This is a genomic window from Streptomyces sp. NPDC088812, assembly GCF_044750285.1.
In the GTDB taxonomy this organism is placed as follows: Bacteria; Actinomycetota; Actinomycetes; order Streptomycetales; family Streptomycetaceae; genus Streptomyces.
Genome location: NZ_JBIVJP010000008.1, coordinates 85,442 through 103,276 on the forward strand (window position 1 = coordinate 85,442; position 17,835 = coordinate 103,276).

Genomic DNA, 17,835 nt, shown 5'->3' on the forward strand with positions numbered 1-17,835 from the left:
TTAGTGGACACGATCGCAAGCCTTTTCAGTTTCATCACCACACCCGTCTCCTGGGTCATCGTCCAGTTCCACACGGTGTACGGCTCCCTCTTCGGCCCGGACACGGGATGGGCCTGGGGCCTGTCCATCGTGTCCCTGGTGATCCTCATCCGGATCTGCCTGATCCCGCTCTTCGTGAAGCAGATCAAGGCGACACGGGCGATGCAGACGCTGCAGCCCGAGATGAAGAAGATCCAGGAGCGCTACAAGAACGACAAACAGCGCCAGTCCGAAGAGATGATGAAGCTCTACAAGGAGACGGGCACCAACCCGCTCTCCTCGTGCCTTCCCATCCTGGCGCAGTCCCCGTTCTTCTTCGCCCTCTACCACGTGCTCAATGGCATCGCCAATGGTGAGACCATCGGTGTGATCAACCAGAGCCTGCTGGAGAGCGCGCAGAAGGCGCACATCTTCGGCGCCCCTCTGGCGGCGAAGTTCACCGACAGCGCCTCCGACGTCGCCGCACTCGACGCCTCGCTGACCAGCGTCCGCATCGTCACCGCGATCATGATCGTCATGATGTCGGCCTCGCAGTTCTTCACGCAGCGCCAGCTGATGACGAAGAACGTCGACACCACGGTGAAGACGCCGTTCATGCAGCAGCAGAAGATGCTGATGTACGTCTTCCCCATCATGTTCGCCGTCTTCGGCATCAACTTCCCGGTCGGTGTCCTCGTCTACTGGCTGACCACCAACGTGTGGACCATGGGCCAGCAGATGTACGTGATCCACAACAACCCGACCCCGGGTTCCAAGGCGCAGGCCGCCTACCTGGAGCGCCTGCACAAGCGCGTCACGCAGCACGGCAAGACCCGTGGCCGCGGCGAGAAGGCCATCGTCAAGGCGATCGTGGCCAAGGGCCGGGACCGCAACGAGTTCGAGCGCAAGTTCATCAACGGTCTGAGCAAGGCAGGCCTCGCGGCCCAGGTCGACGGCACCGTGGCGAAGGGCGAGACTCAGATCGACACCCTGACCGAGGACGGCACGCCCCTGACGGCGGCCGCCGCGGCCAAGCGCCAGCAGCCCAAGCGCCAGTCCAAGGCACAGCGCCAGTCCGGAGGCCCCAAGGCGGCCGGCGAGACGACGACCTCGCTGACCAAGTCCGACGCTCCGCAGGACGCCGAGCCCGCCGACGTCGCGAAGTCGGCCGGTCCCGCGAAGCCCGCCGGTCCCGCGAAGCCCGCCGGCGGTACCCGCAGCAAGGCACAGTCCGGGCAGCGCAAGGGCGGCCCGCAGCGCCCCAAGTCCCCGTCCAAGAAGTAAGAAGGAGCCCATCCCGTGACGGAAGGCACCACCTCCGCCGCCGCCGAAGGTGCAGACACCCTGACCCGCCTGGAGCAGGAGGGCGAGATCGCGGCGGACTACCTCGAGGGCCTGCTGGACATCGCCGATCTCGACGGCGACATCGACATGGACGTCGAGGCCGACCGGGCCTCTGTGTCGATCATCAGCGACACGGGCACCCGTGACCTGCAGAAGCTGGTCGGCCGGGACGGCGAGGTGCTGGAGGCGCTGCAGGAGCTGACGCGCCTGGCCGTGCACCGGGAGACCGGCGACCGCAGCCGGCTGATGCTGGACATCGCGGGTTACCGGGCCAAGAAGCGCACCGAGCTCTCCGAGCTGGGCGCCAAGGCCGCGTCCGACGCGAAGAACAGCGGCGAGCCGGTGAAGCTGAACCCGATGACGCCCTTCGAGCGCAAGGTCGTCCACGACGCCGTCAAGGCGGCCGGTCTGCGCAGCGAGTCCGAGGGCGAGGAGCCCCAGCGCTTCGTCGTCGTGCTTCCCAACTGATTCGGTTCCACGTTCCCCCCGGCCCCGTCTGTTGTGCAGGCGGGGCCGGTCTTTGTCAGCCTGGTAGTTCTGGTGATCGGCGCCGAGTGCGCCGATGCGGTACGGAAGGACGGTCCCCGTGACGGAGGCAGCGGAGCTTCCCCCTGCGCCCGAGCAGGCACGCGAGGTATTCGGTGAGCGCTTCGCGGATGCGGTTCGGTACGCCGAGCTCCTGGCCGAGGCAGGAGTGCAGCGCGGGCTCATCGGGCCCCGGGAGGTGCCCCGCCTCTGGGAGCGGCACCTGCTGAACTGCGCGGTGCTCTCCGAGGCCGTGCCCGAAGACGTGACGGTGTGCGACGTCGGCTCCGGCGCGGGCCTGCCGGGAATCCCTCTGGCACTCGTCCGCGAGGACCTGAAGATCACCCTGCTGGAGCCGCTCCTGCGGCGCACCAACTTCCTCACCGAGGTCGTTGAACTCCTCGGCCTGGACCATGTCACCGTCGTGCGCGGACGCGCCGAAGAGGTCATGGGCAAGCTGCCTCCGGTCCATGTGGTCACTGCCCGGGCAGTGGCACCACTGGACCGTCTCGCCACCTGGGGCATCCCTCTACTGCGCCCCTACGGCGAGATGCTGGCCCTCAAGGGGGACACCGCCGAGGACGAGCTGAAGAGCGCGGCGACCGCACTGAGCAAACTGGGCGCGGTCAGCACATCGATCCTGCACGTCGGTGAGGGCGTCGTCGACCCGCTCTCCACAGTGGTCCGGGTCGAGGTCGGGGAGAGCCCTGGCGGGGTGCGCTTCGCGGCCAAGCGGGCCAAGGCGGCCCGGACCAGCCGCACCCGTCGCCGTCGCTGATCCGGCCGCGACCGGCGGTACTCCACACAAGCTGAGCAAACTGCGCAAGACGGAGTGTCGCGACAGTTCGGCCGCGGGCGCTGTGCATCGTGTTTCACGTGAAACGTCGCTCACTGCTGCAGGGCATCATCAGCCGGGGCCGCGCCGCGGCCGAACCTCGCGACCGCAGGCCTCTCGGCTCACTCGACAAGGGCACGAAGTTGTCCACAGAGGTGGATTTCTCCACAGAAGACCAGGGCTCACTGGTTCACGACCCTGGAGACATGGGAGGCTCTGTTCATTGCGAGCCTGAAGTCGAGGAGAGTGAATCCTTGCGGTCCGACGCCAACATCGCGGGACCGATGACCGATCCGGTCCCCGGTCCCCGTACCGAGTCGATGGGGGAGGATGTTTCACGTGAAACGCCGCCCCCGATGGACGACACTCCGATCGGTCGCGCGGCCCAACTGGCGGTGGAAGCTCTGGGCCGTGCCGGCGAGGGCCTGCCACGGCCCGAGCAGACGCGCATCGTCGTGGTGGCCAACCAGAAGGGCGGTGTGGGCAAGACGACGACGACCGTCAACCTTGCCGCTTCGCTTGCCCTGCACGGGAACCGTGTGCTGGTGATCGACCTGGACCCGCAGGGCAATGCGTCCACCGCCCTGGGCATCGATCACCATGCCGAGGTCCCGTCCATCTACGACGTCTTGGTCGAGAGCCGTCCTCTCTCGGAAGTCGTTCAGCCGGTCCCCGATGTCGAGGGCCTCTTCTGTGCTCCGGCCACCATCGATCTCGCCGGTGCGGAGATCGAGCTGGTGTCCTTGGTGGCACGCGAGAGCCGACTGCAGCGAGCGATCCAGGCGTACGAGCAGCCGCTGGATTACGTCCTCATCGACTGCCCGCCCTCGCTCGGCCTGCTGACAGTCAACGCGATGGTGGCGGGCCAGGAGGTCCTCATCCCGATCCAGTGCGAGTACTACGCGCTGGAGGGCCTGGGCCAGTTGCTCCGCAACGTCGACCTGGTGCGGGGGCACCTCAACCCCACTCTGCATGTGTCGACCATCCTGCTCACCATGTACGACGGCCGCACGCGTCTTGCGTCGCAGGTCGCGGAAGAGGTGCGCACCCACTTCGGCGACGAGGTGCTGCGGACGAGCATTCCCCGCTCGGTCCGCATCTCCGAAGCGCCGAGCTATGGGCAGACGGTGCTGACGTACGATCCTGGTTCGAGCGGCGCCCTCTCCTATCTTGAGGCGGCCCGTGAGATCGCGCTGAGGGGTGTCGGCGTGAGCTACGACGCCACCCACGCCCACATCGGTGCACAGAACAATCCGAGCATGGAGGGGATCCAGTGAGTGAGCGACGGAGGGGGTTGGGTCGTGGTCTTGGCGCACTGATCCCCGCTGCCCCGACCGAGAAGACGCCGGCGTCCGCATTGGGAGGTGGTCCCTCGGCGTCCCCCGCAGCGGTTCCGCTGCTGACGGGTGACCGTGGGGTGGCCGCGGCACGAGTAGCGACACTGCCGCCTGTTTCACGTGAAACCGAGGAACTGGCGCCGCATGCCGTGGGGGAGACACCTGCCCCTCCCCTGGGTGCTCACTTCGCCGAGATTCCGCTCGACGCCATCACGCCGAACCCGCGTCAGCCGCGTGAGGTCTTCGACGAGGACGCGCTGCACGAACTGATCACCTCCATCAAGGAGGTCGGTCTCCTCCAGCCCGTCGTCGTACGGCAGCTGGGCCCCGGGCGCTACGAACTCATCATGGGTGAGCGGCGCTGGCGGGCCTGCCGTGAGGCGGGCCTGGAGGCGATCCCGGCGATCGTGCGGGCCACGGACGACGAGAAGCTGCTGCTGGACGCCCTTCTGGAGAACCTCCACCGGGCGCAGCTGAACCCGCTGGAAGAGGCAGCCGCCTACGACCAGCTCCTCAAGGACTTCAACTGCACCCACGACCAGCTGGCGGACCGCATTGGCCGGTCCCGCCCGCAGGTATCCAACACCTTGCGTCTGCTGAAGCTCTCTCCCGCGGTCCAGCGCCGGGTCGGGGCCGGGGTGCTCTCCGCCGGTCATGCCCGGGCGCTGCTCTCCGTCGAGGACTCCGAGGAGCAGGACCGACTGGCGCACCGGATCGTGGCCGAGGGGCTGTCGGTGCGGGCCGTCGAGGAGATCGTGACCCTCATGGGATCGCGTCCTCAGACCCCTCAGCGCGCCAAGGGCCCCCGTGCCGGCGGCCGGGTCTCCCCGGCGCTGTCCGAGCTCGCCACCCGGCTCTCGGACCGCTTCGAGACCCGGGTGAAGGTCGACCTGGGGCAGAAGAAGGGCAAGATCACCGTCGAGTTCGCCTCCATGGAGGACCTGGAGCGCATCCTCGACAGCCTCGCTCCCGGAGAGGGGCCCGTCCTGCAGAAGGAAGTCGTCGAGGGCGAGCCCGAGGCGACGGAGGACTGAGCCGTCCTGCGGGCGGACCTCACCTCCCGCGGTCGGGCAACCGTCCAGCGGCCGGGTTGAGTCCCGTGAGGGCTGTACGAGCGAGCCGTGTCCGGTGTCTGCCGGACACGGCTCGCTCTTTGCTTTCATGCAGTGTCGAGGCAATCGCTTCGTGGATACGATGCGTTGGGGGTATGGCCCATCCACCGAGCAGCACCTCTGAGGGGGAGGCGGAGGCCATGCGAACGATGAGCCGGACCGGACTGGTGAGTGCGGGACTGGGACTGGGTGCGGTCGGAGGCTTCGTCGGCAGCCTGCTCAGGGAACGGTGCGCTCTGACAGCCGCCCGCGATGCCGCGGGCGAAGGAAGCGAGGAACAGCCTTCATGGGGCGTCGGCTCGTACCGCTCACGCTGGACAACCTCAAGGATCTCCCCCAGCGCTGCCGCTCGTGTGTCTTCTGGGAACTGGACCCCGTCAGCGGAAAGGCCGCGCTGAGCGAGGGCACGGCCGTCGAGGAGAAGGAGGCGTGGATCTCCGCCGTCCTGCTGGACTGGGGCTCCTGCGGCCGGGTCGTCTACGTCGATGACGTGCCTGTCGGCTTCGTGCTCTACGCCCCGCCTGCGTACGTGCCCCGTTCGACGGCGTTCCCCACGAGCCCGGTGTCCCCGGACGCCGTGCAGCTGATGACGGCGTTCATCATGCCCGGCTACCAGGGCCAAGGGCTTGGCCGGGTGATGGTGCAGACAGTGGCGAAGGATCTGCTGCGCCGGGGATTCAAGGCGATCGAGGCGTTCGGCGACGCCCGGTGGAAGGAACCCGCCTGTCTTCTTCCTGCCGACCATCTGCTGGCGGTGGGCTTCAAGACGGTCCGTCCACACCCCGCGCACCCACGGCTGAGGCTGGAGTTGCGGACCACGCTCTCCTGGAAGGAAGACGTGGAGATGGCACTCGACCGTCTACTGGGCGCGGTTCAGAAGGAGCCGGCGCTGCGGCCGCTGTGACGGCGCTGCGGCCGGTGGCACACGTGCTCACCACAGCCGGATGGTGGGGCGGTCGTTGAGACCGTCTGGGGATACACAGCATGGACAGACGAATGGGCCAGCAGGTCGGGGCTGGCCCATTCGTGTTTCACGTGAAACATCGGCCGACGAGGTGCCGGCTCCAGAACGTCACTCGGCGATGAAGTCCTCGAGGTCGCGGACGATCGCGGCCTTCGGCTTGGCGCCGACGATGGTCTTGGCGACCTCGCCGTTCTGGTAGACGTTCAGGGTCGGGATCGACATGACGCCGTACTTGGCGGCCGTACCCGGGTTCTCGTCGATGTTGAGCTTGACGATCTCGATCTTGTCGCCGTACTCGTTGGCGATCGCCTCGAGGGACGGAGCGATCTGGCGGCACGGGCCGCACCAAGCAGCCCAGAAGTCCACCAGGACGGGCTTGTCGCTCTTGAGGACGTCCTGCTCGAAGGAGTCGTCGGTCACGTTCTTCAGGTTGGCCACGGCGGGCTCCTTTAACTGTGTGCGGTGGGGCGGGAGGAGGTCAGACGGCGGTCTTCTCGGGCTCCGCCTGCTCCTCGTCGGCGAGGGCGGCGAGGAAGCGCTCGGCGTCGAGAGCGGCGGAGCAGCCGGTCCCGGCTGCGGTGATCGCCTGGCGGTAGGTGTGGTCGACCACGTCACCTGCGCCGAAGACGCCGGTCAGGTTCGTCCGGGTGGAGGGCGAGGCGACCTTCAGGTAGCCCTCCTCGTCCAGGTCGAGCTGACCCTTGAAGAGCTCGGTGCGCGGGTCGTGGCCGATCGCGATGAACAGACCGGTCACCGGCAGGTCGGAGAGTTCACCGGTCTTGAGATTGCGCAGCTTCAGGCTCGCCAGCTTCTGGTCGCCCTGGATCTCGGCGACCTCGCTGTCCCAGACGAACTTGATCTTCGGGTCGGCGAAGGCACGCTCCTGCATCGCCTTGGAGGCACGCAGAGTGTCGCGGCGGTGGACGATCGTCACCGACTTGGCGAAGCGGGAGAGGAAGGTGGCCTCCTCCATCGCGGTGTCGCCGCCGCCGATCACGGCGATGTCCTGGTCCTTGAAGAAGAACCCGTCGCAGGTGGCGCACCACGAGACACCGCGGCCGGAAAGGGCGTCCTCGTTGGGCAGGCCGAGCTTGCGGTGCTGCGAGCCCGTGGTGACGATGACGGCCTTGGCCTGGTGGACGGTACCGGCGGTGTCCGTGACGGTCTTGATCTCACCGGTCAGGTCGACGGAAACGACGTCGTCGGGAATGAGCTCGGCACCGAACCGCTCGGCCTGGGCGCGCATGTTGTCCATGAGCTCGGGGCCCATGATGCCGTCGCGGAAGCCGGGGAAGTTCTCCACCTCGGTGGTGTTCATCAGTGCACCGCCCGCGGTGACGGCACCTTCGAAGACCAGCGGCTTCAGCGATGCGCGCGCGGTGTACAGCGCCGCGGTATAGCCGGCGGGCCCGGAGCCGATGATGATCACGTTACGGACGTCGCTCACGGCTTGATTCCTCGTCTCTGGTCAACGTCGTTCGACCGGTGGGAGCCTGACTGAACTCTCACCCCACCCAACGGATCCTAAGGGGCGCGCATTCCCGGTGTGGCCGGGCACACGGAGGTCGGACACCGTACGGGATACCACGTGGGAGAGAGTCGATGCCTGAGCCGTCAGCGGCGGGTGTAGGTGCCCTGTAGGAACACCTCGGCCGGTCCGGCCGACCGCTGCTCCACACAGGTCGCGTCCATGAGGTAGGCGGTGACCTTGGTGCTGTCGGACGCGGGCAGGACGACGAGGAGAGCGTCCTTGCCCCGGTACGTGCCGGGCTCGGTGGCGAGCGCCGCTTCGCTCCGCCCGATGCCCTTCTGGACGCACGGAGGGACCGACGGCTGCAGCAGGAGCGTGGGTCCCTTGACCTCGGGCTCGGTCTGCGCCCCCATCTCATCCGGATTCCGGGGCCCCGCGGCCTCGGCGAGGAGGTTCGTGACGTGCTGCTCCAGACTGCTCGCGGCAAAGGTGTCGACGGCAGTGGACGAGGACCCTGCCGGGGTTCCGGAGCCGGCATCCTCGGTCAGTGTTGACACCAGGACCGAGCCGAGCCCCAAGGCGGCCACGGCGAGGACGGTACCCAGTGCGGCGACCTTACGGCGCCCCCTCTTCGTGCGTGCCTTTCGGCCCGGACCCGTGGCGGAGCCGCGGGCATGCCCTGCGGGGCGGGACGCGGCTGCCGATGTTTCACGTGAAACATGTGCAGCGGCATCGGGCTCCGGCTCGGGAATCGATTCCGTGAGGGGTTCCCGATCCGTGGAAGCGACTTGGTCCGCGGAGGAGATCTGGTCCGCGGAGGGGGTCTGGCCCGGGACCGTGGCGTCGGGTGCGGTGGCGTCGAGCAGAGCTTCCGCCGCGAGCGCGGCGTTGATGCGGTGGGCCACGTCGTCCGGCATGCGCGGCGCTCCGGGCAGGGTGCCCAGGAGACCACGGATCTCCTCCAGCGACGCGTGGACGTCCGTGCAGAGGACGCACGCGTCCAGATGCCGCCGGACGTCGGCACTGCGGGACGGCGGCAGCAGGCCCTCGGCGAGATCGGAGATCTCCTCGACGTCCGGGTGCCCGGTCGTGTCCGTCATCGATGTCACGCTCGCCCACCTCCGCCCTTCACGGCAGCTGAATCGCCCGTCCCGGCGCCGTCCGGCCCCTCGCCACGAGGTTCCGCTGCGGGTGGGACGGATGTCCCCTGCGCCCGGTTCCGTCCCGCCGCGTCTTCCCGCTCGTCGTCGCTGCTCCCCGACCTGAGATGGGTGAGCAGTGGAAGCAGCTTGGCTCTTCCCCGGGCGCAGCGGCTCTTCACGGTTCCGGGCGGGACGTCGAGCACACGGGCGGCCTCGGCGACCGGGTAGCCCTGCATGTCGACGAGGACGAGCGCGGCGCGTTGGTCGGGGGGGAGCGTGCCGAGTGCCTCCAGGAGCTGGCGGTGCAGGTCGTTGCGCTCCGCCGGGGCCGAGGCCGCCTCGTGCGGCTCCAGCAGCTGCTCCAGGCGTTCGGTGTCGTCGACCGGAGCGGTCTTGCGGGAGGCCACCTTGCGGGCCCGGTCCAGGCAGGCGTTCACCGTGATGCGGTGCAGCCAGGTCGTGACGGCCGACTGGCCACGGAAGGTGTGGGCGGCCCGGTAGGCGGAGACGAGGGCGTCCTGGACCGCGTCAGCGGCTTCCTCACGATCTCCCAGGGTCCGCAGCGCCACCGCCCACAGCCGGTCGCGATGGCGCCGTACGAGCTCCCCGAAGGCGTCGGGGTCGCCGTCCACATGACGGGCGAGGAGGTCCTGGTCGCTTGCGTCGCCGTACGCGGTGCCTTCAGCCATCGGCCCCCTCCCCTCAGCGTCAGCCGGCCACCTTGATGTCCGCCACCCGGCCACGATAGGTGCCCTCTTCGGTCAGCGGCAGCTTGGTCAGCCAGACCAGAAGGTAACGGCTCCCGACCGCTTGCGTGGGCTGAAGCGTCACCGTCGTACCGGTGCCCTGGGCGACCTTCGTGTAGTCGCTGAAGGCCGAGGGGGCGGAGTCCGCGCTCTCGGGGGCGGTGAGCAACTGGACCGACGTCTCCCCCACGAAGGTGACGGTCACCTTCTCGACCTGCTGGACCTTGTCCAGGTCGAGGATGATGCCGAGGCCCTCCTTCAGGTTCCCGAAGGCGGCACCCTGGTAGTAGTCCGTCTGCCAGTACGTCGAGGTGCTGTCGTCGTACGCCTTCCCTATGTCGGAGGGCTTCTCGGAGCCGTCTCCGAACGGGTCGAAGTCCTGGGCCCCGCTGATGGCGATCGGCACACTGGCCGGCTTCGACGGGCTCTTCTCGTTGCTCTCCGTCGTCTGGGTCTGGTTGGTGTCGTCGGACTCGCCCTGGTCCATCAGGGCGTCCGCGAGCTGCCAGCTGCCCAGGCCGAGGGCGGCGATGAGCAGGGCGGACACCGCCCACTTCAGGGCCTTGCCGGTGCGGCTCTGGAGCGGGGGCGGCGGGGCCGGCACCGGCTGGGTGACGCCCGGCGCAGCGGGTCGCCCGTAGGTGCCCTGCTGGTACGTCGTGCGCTGGTACTCCGGGGGTGCCGTGAAGGCGGGCTCCGGCGGGCGGATGCGGGGCATCTCGCCGATCGCCTTCACCAGCTCCTCCGGCGTGGTGCACGCGGCCTCGTGCCGGGACGCGGTCGCCCCGTCGTTGGCGAGCGCGCGCATCGCCAGCTCCGACAGTCCCCGGTGGACGCCGGCGCGCACCTGGTCGGGAGCGATCAGCCCGATGTCCTTCGGCAACCCGGACAGGCCGTGGGCGTCGCTCTCGTACGGCCAGCGCTGGGTGAGCACCGCGTACAGGAGGGCGCCGATCGCCTCCGTGTCGGTGCGCTGGGGGGTGTCGGAGGAGATGCCGCGCAGCGCGGCGTTCACGGCGAGGCCGCGGATGCGCCACTGGCCCGTGGAGGTCCGCAGCACGGCGTTGGGATTCAGCCGCAGGTGCGCGAGCCCCTCACGGTGGGCGGCCGCCATGGCGGAGGCGATCTGGCTGACCATCTGGTACGCGTCGTGCGGCTCCAGCGGCCCGGCGGCCAGGAGCGTGGTCAGCTCGGTGGCGTCCGGCAGCCATTCGTGGACGACGTAGACGAGGTCGTTCTCCTCGACGGCGTCCAGCACCTGGACGAAGCGGGGGTCGCCGAGCAGCGCGGAGGAGCGGGCCGCGGCCAGCACCGAACGGGCCCGAACGTGATCCGCGGGCAGGACATGGACGCCGACGGCACGACGGAGTTTCTCGTCGACCGCACGCCAACTGCTGAAACCGTCCAGACGGGTGACACAGTCCTCGAGACGGTAGCGTCTGGCCAGTTTGTGACCGCTGTGCAGTTCAGGCGCCGAGGCCTTCCCGGGACGCTCCGCCCCGCCGCTCCCCTGTGCCTCGTCGCTGTCCGTGTCCCGCTCCCGGTTCTTGGCCACCCCGTCGGCCGTGGACTGGTCCGCCTCCGCGGTCAGCGGCTTGTCACCGCTGTTGTCTGCCACGTCGACGGCAGCCGTACTCCGTTCCGCCACCGTCGTCCCTGCCTCCCCATCCGTTGCGCGCCGTCCGACCTCGTGCGCGCCGTCCGACGCCGAAACCAATTGTGCCCACAGTCCGCCGCTATGCACGACACGCGGCGGCGGACGATGGTTGTGCGCCTACCCCCTGCCTCAGCGACCCAGGCGTCCGCGGACCATGCCGACGAGCGAATTGAGCTCCTCGATGCGCATGCGGCGGGCGGCGACGTAGAAGATGCCGAGCAGAACGGTCCCACCGGCCAGCAGCGCGGCGAAGGAGCCGAGGACGCCCTGGCCGAGGCTGTGCCCGATGCCGTAGCAGGCGGCGCCACTGAGCAGCGCGGCCGGAACGGAGGCGATGCACAGCCGCGCGTACGTCCGCAGCACACGGGAGCCGTCCAGATCGCCGCCGAGCCGCTTGCGCAGCCGGTTCCAGGCGACGCCGACGCCGATCGCGTAGGCCAGTCCGTAGGAAGCGGACATGCCGACCACGGCCCAGCGAGGGTCGAGCACGAAGTAGCAGACCGCCGAGGCACCGGCGTTGACCGCCGCCACGATGACCGTGTTGTAGAAGGGAGTGCGGGTGTCCTCGTACGCGTAGAAGGCGCGCAGGACCACGTACTGCACGGAGTAGGGGATCAGGCCGAGGCCGAAGGCCATCAGCATGAAGCCCATGTTCGTCGCCTCGTTGGTGCCGGAGGAGCCGAAGATCAGGGTGCACATCGGGATGCCGAGCGCGAGGAAGCCGAAGGCGATCGGCACGATGGCGACCGCCGTGGTGCGCAGACCCTGCGAGATGTCGTCGCGGACCGCGCCGCTGTCGCCCTCGGCCGCCGAGCGGGACAGCCGGGGCAGCAGCGCGGCCATCAGGGAGACCGTGATGATGGCCTGCGGCAGGCCCCAGATCAGCTGGGCGTTGGCGTAGGCGGCGAAGCCGGTGCCGTCGACGGGCGAGTCCTTGCCCGCCGCCGTGGACAGCTGGGAGACGACGATGGCGCCGGCCTGGTTGGCGAGGACGAACAGGAAGGTCCACTTGGCGAGGGTGACGGCCTTGCCGAGGCCGTGGCCCCGCCAGTCGAAGCGCAGCCGCAGCCGGAAGCCGGTCTCCCGCAGGTACGGGATCATCGCCAGTGCCTGGACGACTAGGCCGAGCAGGACGCCCACACCGAGGAGCCGCTGGCCCTCCGGCGGGATCGTCGTGACCTCCATGCCCGAGTCGGCGGCGGTGCCGTAGACCCAGATGAACGTGCCGAGCGTGACGATGATGACGATGTTGTTCAGGACCGGTGTCCACATCATCGCGCCGAACCTGCCCCGCGCGTTGAGGATCTGTCCCATGACGACGTGGACGCCCATGAAGAAGATCGAGGGCAGGAAGTAGCGGACGAACGTGACGCCGACCTCGTTGGCGGCGGGGTCGCTGGCCACCGGGTCGGACAGGAGCCGGATCAGGAAGGGGGCGGCGGCGACCGAGGCGACCGTGAGCAGGCCGAGCGCCACGACGACCAGAGTCAGCAGGCGGTTGGCGAAGGCCTCGCCACCGTCCTCGTCCTCCTTCATGGCGCGGACGAGCTGGGGCACGAAGACCGAGTTGAGGCCGCCGCCCACGGTGAGGATGTAGATCATCGTCGGCAGCTGGTAGGCGACCTGGAAGGTGTCACCGAGCAGACCGACACCCAGCGCGGAGACGATCAGCGCGGAGCGGACGAACCCGGTGAGGCGCGAGACCATCGTGCCCGCCGCCATCACGGCGCTGGACTTCAGCAGACCCGCGGCGCGGCCGCCCTTCTTCGCGGCCGGGGCAGCGGCCACGGGGGCAGCGGCCACGGGGGCAGCGGCTACGGGGGCAGCGGCCGCGGGGGCAGCGGCGGCAGGGGGAGTCGCGGTCAGGTTCATGGTCACGTCGGCGCCGGGCGAGGGGTTCCCGGGCACCGGCGCCCCGGCGGCGGACGGAGTCCCGTACTGCGGTGCACGCCCCTGGGCGCCCGGGGCGGCGGTCGGGCCGGGTACCGCCGGGTGCTCCGTCAGCGGACGGCTGCCGGCCTGCTGGTCCCGGAAGAGGTGCGCGAAGGCGTCGGGCTGGTGCTGCTCCTCGCCGGAGTGCGAGACCAGGTCGTCCACGCCCACGAACTGGGTCGTGCGGGGGTCGTCACCGTACGGCAGGTACTGGTTCGGGCCGTCCGGCTCCGGCGCCGGCGTCTGTGCCCACACCCGCGGGTCGGGAGCGAACGGTGACTGCTGAGGCTGGGCGTACAGCGGCTGCTGCGGCTGGTGCGTCCCCGGTGGCGGCGGGGGATGCGAGGCACGGTCGTAGAGCGCCTCGGCTACCGGGTCCTGAGCGGTGAGGTCCTGGGCGCGGTAGGGGTCCTGGTCGTAGGCGTCCTGGAGGTACATGTCCGCGGGGTGCTGCGGCGGTACCTGGCCGTGCTCGGGCGGCGGGCCCTCGGGGTGACCCGAGCTGCCCGCGGCCTGGCCGCGGTCACCGTCGTACGGCGCGTTCATGGTTACCCCACCTCATCGTTCCGGGCCCACCGGCCACGACATTCAACGGTCCACTCTCTCACCCGTCCGGGGCGGGTCGGTGCTTTCCGCTGCGGTGTCCGGAGTCCCGTCACTCGGCTGCACCGGGTCCTCTGCCCCGTGCCGGACAGTGGATTCTTCGGCGGGAAGGACCTCGGTCTCCCGAAGGAGCGCGTCGGTGTCCTCGGCCCCGATCGACTCGTCGGGGACGTCCTCCTCGGCCTCGCGGGCCGCGGCCCGCTTGCGCTGGGTGTACATGCGGAAGCCGGCCAGTACGAGCAGCAGGACACCGCCGCCGATGACCAGCATCACGGTGGCCGTGATCTCGGTGACCTTCACGTCGAAGGTGACCGGAGCGCCGTACTCCCGGCCGTCCTCGGTGTAGAGCTGGGCGACCACCGACGTCTGGCCGTTGACGTTGGCGGAGGTCGTGAACTTCACCGTCGTGCTGTGCCCGCCGGAGACCGCGATGCGCTGCTCCGCGTAGGGCTCGCCGCCGATCTCGAGCCGGGTCGGGTTGGTCGAGCTGAGCCGCAGCACCAAGTGTTCGACGCCCTGCACCAGGTTGTTCTGCACGGTGACGGGGATCGTGGCGCTGCGTCCGGAGAGCTTGGTCTCCGACTTCTGAATCAGTTTCACCTGGTCGGCGAGCGTGTCGAGGTAGCTCTGCACGCCTTGGCGGAAGGAGCTCGCCGCCGTGCTCCGGCCGCGCCACGACGTGGACATCTCACGGTTGACGGCCCGGCCGAAGGGAGTCACCACCCGGGACTCGTCCGTGAGGATGACCTTGAAGTTGTCGAGCTTGTCCTGGGTCGCCGCGATCTCCTCGAAGGCGGTCCGGGGCAGTTCCTGCTTGCGCAGCGTGGCGCGGTACTTCGTCCGCGACGGGACCTTCGTGGTGGCCGCGGCGTCGGGCTTGGCCGCGGCCGCCGCCGTGAGCTGCTGGGACTGTGACCAGGTGCCGTCCTGCAGGGCGGTGACCGCCGCCGCCATCGTCTGGGCCTGGCTCGCGGTCGGCATGCGCTGCGGGGCGACGACGATGCTGCGCTCCTTGCCCGTCTGCAGGTTCAGCGCGAGGCTCTGCGCGAGGAACTCCTGCACGGCGAGCGTGGACGTGGAGGCCCTCGTCAGATCGCCCTCGAACACCGTCGACAGCTCCGCGTCCGCCACCACCGCAGTGGTGCCACCGCCGATGGGGCGGGCCGCGGACGGCGTGTACGACAGGCTGCCCGTCTCCTTGAGACTGTCGCTGCGCGCGATCACCTTGTCCGCGCCGGCCGAGGTGGCGACCTTGACGATCGACGGGTCGACGGCGCCCTCCACCGGCCAGGCGAAGTCGGTGCTCGGGGTGATGTGCAGCACGGTCTCCACCGTGGTGGCGGCGACGTCGGTGGCTGCCTTGAGCTGGCTCAGTGAACCGGTGACCCCCGTGCCGTTGTGGGCCAGGGAGGCCAGGTCCGGATCGGCGAACGGGAGAGCGACGACCTCCTTGCCCTCGACCGCCTTCTGCAGCTGTGCGAGCCACTGCTTGGCGAGGGCCTGGTGGGTGCCGGCCGTGGTGGTGGCGCCGTCGCCGCGGACGTCGTAGCGGCCGGCCATGGCGTCGACGGACGCGAGGAGGTCCGGGTCGATCAACCAGGTCACATCGAGGTCCTTGCCGAGGCTCACCATCTGGTCGAGGCGGCCACCGGGCGAGATCTCCTCGGCGAGGTCGTCATTGAGGAAGAGCGGCGTCTGCTGTTCGTTGGAGCCGGTCTCCGCCGTCATGTGGACGGTCGACATCAGCGGCCACAGCACGGTGGTCCTCGTGGCGGTCTTCGCCTTCTCGGGCTGCCACGGCAGGAAGGTCCGCTGGATGCCCAGCAGCTGCTCCCACGGCTTCGCGGCGGTCTCGCCCGAGAGGGAGACACCGAGGGGATAGACCCCGTCGTCCCCCAGGTCGAGCTCGCCGACCGGTACGGAGATGCTGAAGCGCTGGGGGACGCCCGGGGTGAGCTCGGCGAACGTGGCGACGTACTTGCCGCCGACCTCGGTCCCGGTGGCGCCCGAGAGAGCGTCGGCCTTCTCGGCCATGGTCTCGATCGCCGAGCGGGTGGTCAGCTCGGACCCCACGCGCAGGTCCACCTGGGCGTCGGTGACCGCCTGCTTGCCGTTGTTGGTCACCGTGCCGGACACCGTCAGCGTGTCCCCGTCGGTCGGGACCCCGGGGCTGAGCGAGTCGACGGCGACGGCCACCGTGCCCGTGTCGGAGGCCTCTGCGGCGGAGGCCCGGCCTTCGGCGTGCGCCGAGGAGGCGGGCAGCTGGAGCAGACCGGCGAGCAGGGGCGCCCCCGCGAGCAGCGCTCCGGTGCGCCGCAGCCACCGGCGGGCAGGTGAGGGAGCCATCCCCGGGAAGTCTGCCGCCTCGGCCACGCGTTCGTCCGTCCCTCGTCGTCGTCAGTGGTCGTCGGAAAGTGCGTCCACGCATGGTAACGATGCGCGCCGAGGGGAAGTGCCGCGGACCGCTCCACAAGATCGGCGTAGAGAGACCTGGCACCCCCTATGTGCACGTATGAAGAGGAGTGGCCGACTATGTCACGAGCGCAAGTCTTGGGCGGCTATCGGGTGAGATGTCCCCCGCCGTAAACGGGGCGCCCGTGGCTCGCCGAGGCACGTACCCTCTTCTGTTGTGCCGAACGCCAACGAAGAGAACCTCAGTGCCCTGACCCAGGTGCAGCACCGCGCGGTGAGTGAGCTGCTGCGGGTCGCTCCTGTCGCCGACGACCTCGCCTGCCGTTTCCAGGAGGCCGGGTTCTCACTCGCCCTGGTCGGCGGCTCGGTCCGGGACGCGCTGCTCGGCCGGCTCGGCAACGACCTCGACTTCACGACGGACGCCCGCCCCGAGGACGTTCTGAAGATCGTCCGTCCGTGGGCGGACGCCGTGTGGGAGGTAGGGATCGCCTTCGGCACTGTCGGTGTGCAGAAGGACGCCCGCGTCGGTGACGTGGACCGACGCTTCCAGATCGAGGTCACCACCTATCGGTCGGAGGCCTACGACCGGACGTCCCGCAAGCCCGAGGTGTCCTACGGCGACTCCATCGAGCAGGACCTCGTCCGGCGTGACTTCACCGTGAACGCGATGGCCGTGGCGCTCCCGGAGAAGAAGTTCATCGACCCGCACGGCGGCCTGGAGGACCTCGCGGCCCGTGTGCTGCGTACGCCGGGCACGCCGGAGGAGTCCTTCTCCGACGACCCGCTGCGGATGATGCGTGCTGCCCGTTTCGCCGCCCAGCTCGACTTCGAGGTCGCCCCGGAGGTCGTGACGGCGATGACGGAGATGGCCGGCCGCCTGGACATCGTCTCCGCCGAGCGCATCCGGGACGAGCTGAACAAGCTGGTCCTCTCCGCGTACCCGCGCAAGGGGCTGAGGCTGCTGGTGGAGACGGGGCTCGCCGAGCACGTCCTGCCGGAGCTGCCCGCGCTGCGGCTGGAGAGCGATGAGCACCACCGGCACAAGGACGTCTACGAGCACACGCTGATCGTTCTGGAGCAGGCGATGGCGCTGGAGGAGGACGGCCCCGACCTCGCGCTGCGTCTGGCCGCGCTGCTGCACGACATCGGTAAGCCACGCACCCGTCGCTTCGAGAAAGACGGACGGGTCTCGTTCCACCACCACGAGATGGTCGGCGCAAAGATGACCAAGAAGCGCATGACGGCCTTGAAGTACTCCAACGAACTGGTGAAGGACGTCTCCCGGCTGGTCGAACTCCACCTCCGCTTCCACGGGTACGGCACCGGCGAGTGGACCGACTCCGCCGTCCGCCGCTATGTGCGGGACGCCGGTCCGCTGCTCGAACGTCTCCACAAGCTGACCCGCTCGGACTGCACCACGCGGAACAAGCGCAAGGCGGCCGCGCTCTCACGCGCGTACGACGGGCTGGAGGAGCGCATCGCCCAGCTGAAGGACCAGGAGGAACTCGACGCGATCCGTCCGGACCTCGACGGCAACCAGATCATGGAGATCCTCGGTGTCGGTCCCGGCCCTGCCGTCGGCAGGGCCTACAAGTACCTGCTCGAACTGCGCCTGGAGAACGGTCCGCAGGAGTATGACGCGGCGGTGGCGGCGCTCAAGGAGTGGTGGGCCGAGCAGAGCTGACACCGTGAAACGGGGTCATGTTTCACGTGAAACATGACCCCGTTTCCGAGCCG

At 69.3% G+C, this 17,835-nt stretch carries 14 protein-coding genes; 7 read left to right on the plus strand and 7 right to left on the minus strand.

What is annotated here, in order from left to right:
- Positions 1–3 precede the first annotated feature (3 nt).
- From yidC to ACIP67_RS16040, 6 genes are all read left to right on the plus strand, one after another.
- Complete coding sequence (gene yidC, locus ACIP67_RS16015) at positions 4–1,302, plus strand: membrane protein insertase YidC (RefSeq protein WP_401692250.1); 1,299 nt, start codon at positions 4–6, stop codon at positions 1,300–1,302.
- 15 nt (positions 1,303–1,317) lie between these two features.
- On the plus strand, positions 1,318–1,830 hold the full coding sequence (locus ACIP67_RS16020) for a protein jag (RefSeq protein WP_401692252.1): 513 nt from the start codon (positions 1,318–1,320) through the stop codon (positions 1,828–1,830).
- A gap of 118 nt (positions 1,831–1,948) precedes the next feature.
- Positions 1,949–2,665, plus strand: coding sequence for a 16S rRNA (guanine(527)-N(7))-methyltransferase RsmG (gene rsmG, locus ACIP67_RS16025; RefSeq protein WP_389519002.1), 717 nt, complete (start codon positions 1,949–1,951; stop codon positions 2,663–2,665).
- A 263-nt stretch (positions 2,666–2,928) separates the two neighbouring features.
- The gene (locus tag ACIP67_RS16030; protein WP_401692511.1) at positions 2,929–3,999 is read left to right on the plus strand and encodes a ParA family protein; all 1,071 of its coding nucleotides are present in this window, start codon (positions 2,929–2,931) and stop codon (positions 3,997–3,999) included.
- Positions 3,996–5,093, plus strand: a complete 1,098-nt coding sequence (locus tag ACIP67_RS16035; protein ID WP_401692255.1) for a ParB/RepB/Spo0J family partition protein — start codon at positions 3,996–3,998, stop codon at positions 5,091–5,093. The genes ACIP67_RS16030 and ACIP67_RS16035 overlap by 4 nt, the downstream gene beginning before the upstream one ends.
- Positions 5,094–5,457: 364 nt before the next feature.
- Positions 5,458–6,075 (plus strand): GNAT family N-acetyltransferase, encoded by a 618-nt coding sequence (locus ACIP67_RS16040; protein WP_389519000.1) that lies wholly within the window; start codon positions 5,458–5,460, stop codon positions 6,073–6,075.
- A gap of 168 nt (positions 6,076–6,243) precedes the next feature.
- Here the strand turns inward: ACIP67_RS16040 and trxA are convergent, their stop codons facing one another.
- The 7 genes from trxA to ACIP67_RS16075 form a co-directional block, all read right to left on the minus strand.
- Entirely contained in the window at positions 6,244–6,573 is a 330-nt protein-coding gene (trxA, locus tag ACIP67_RS16045; RefSeq protein WP_401692257.1) for a thioredoxin, read from the minus strand.
- Between the two features lie 40 nt (positions 6,574–6,613).
- Complete coding sequence (gene trxB / locus ACIP67_RS16050; protein ID WP_401692259.1) at positions 6,614–7,582, minus strand: thioredoxin-disulfide reductase; 969 nt, start codon at positions 7,580–7,582, stop codon at positions 6,614–6,616.
- Between the two features lie 167 nt (positions 7,583–7,749).
- Positions 7,750–8,715 carry a hypothetical protein gene (locus ACIP67_RS16055; protein ID WP_401692261.1) on the minus strand — a complete coding sequence of 322 codons (966 nt, stop codon included), beginning with the start codon at positions 8,713–8,715 and terminating at the stop codon, positions 7,750–7,752.
- Positions 8,712–9,437, minus strand: a complete 726-nt coding sequence (sigM, locus tag ACIP67_RS16060; protein WP_401692263.1) for an RNA polymerase sigma factor SigM — start codon at positions 9,435–9,437, stop codon at positions 8,712–8,714. Before sigM ends, ACIP67_RS16055 begins: the two co-directional genes overlap by 4 nt.
- 19 nt (positions 9,438–9,456) lie before the next feature.
- Complete coding sequence (locus tag ACIP67_RS16065; protein ID WP_401692265.1) at positions 9,457–11,142, minus strand: protein kinase family protein; 1,686 nt, start codon at positions 11,140–11,142, stop codon at positions 9,457–9,459.
- Positions 11,143–11,280: 138 nt separating this feature from the next.
- Positions 11,281–13,629 carry a murein biosynthesis integral membrane protein MurJ gene (murJ, locus tag ACIP67_RS16070; protein ID WP_401692267.1) on the minus strand — a complete coding sequence of 783 codons (2,349 nt, stop codon included), beginning with the start codon at positions 13,627–13,629 and terminating at the stop codon, positions 11,281–11,283.
- Positions 13,630–13,671: 42 nt separating this feature from the next.
- On the minus strand, positions 13,672–16,059 hold the full coding sequence (locus tag ACIP67_RS16075; protein ID WP_401692269.1) for a DUF6049 family protein: 2,388 nt from the start codon (positions 16,057–16,059) through the stop codon (positions 13,672–13,674).
- 256 nt (positions 16,060–16,315) lie between these two features.
- Here ACIP67_RS16075 and ACIP67_RS16080 point away from each other — a divergent pair, with 256 nt between their 5' ends.
- Positions 16,316–17,782, plus strand: a complete 1,467-nt coding sequence (locus ACIP67_RS16080; protein WP_401692271.1) for a CCA tRNA nucleotidyltransferase — start codon at positions 16,316–16,318, stop codon at positions 17,780–17,782.
- Positions 17,783–17,835: the final 53 nt, after the last annotated feature.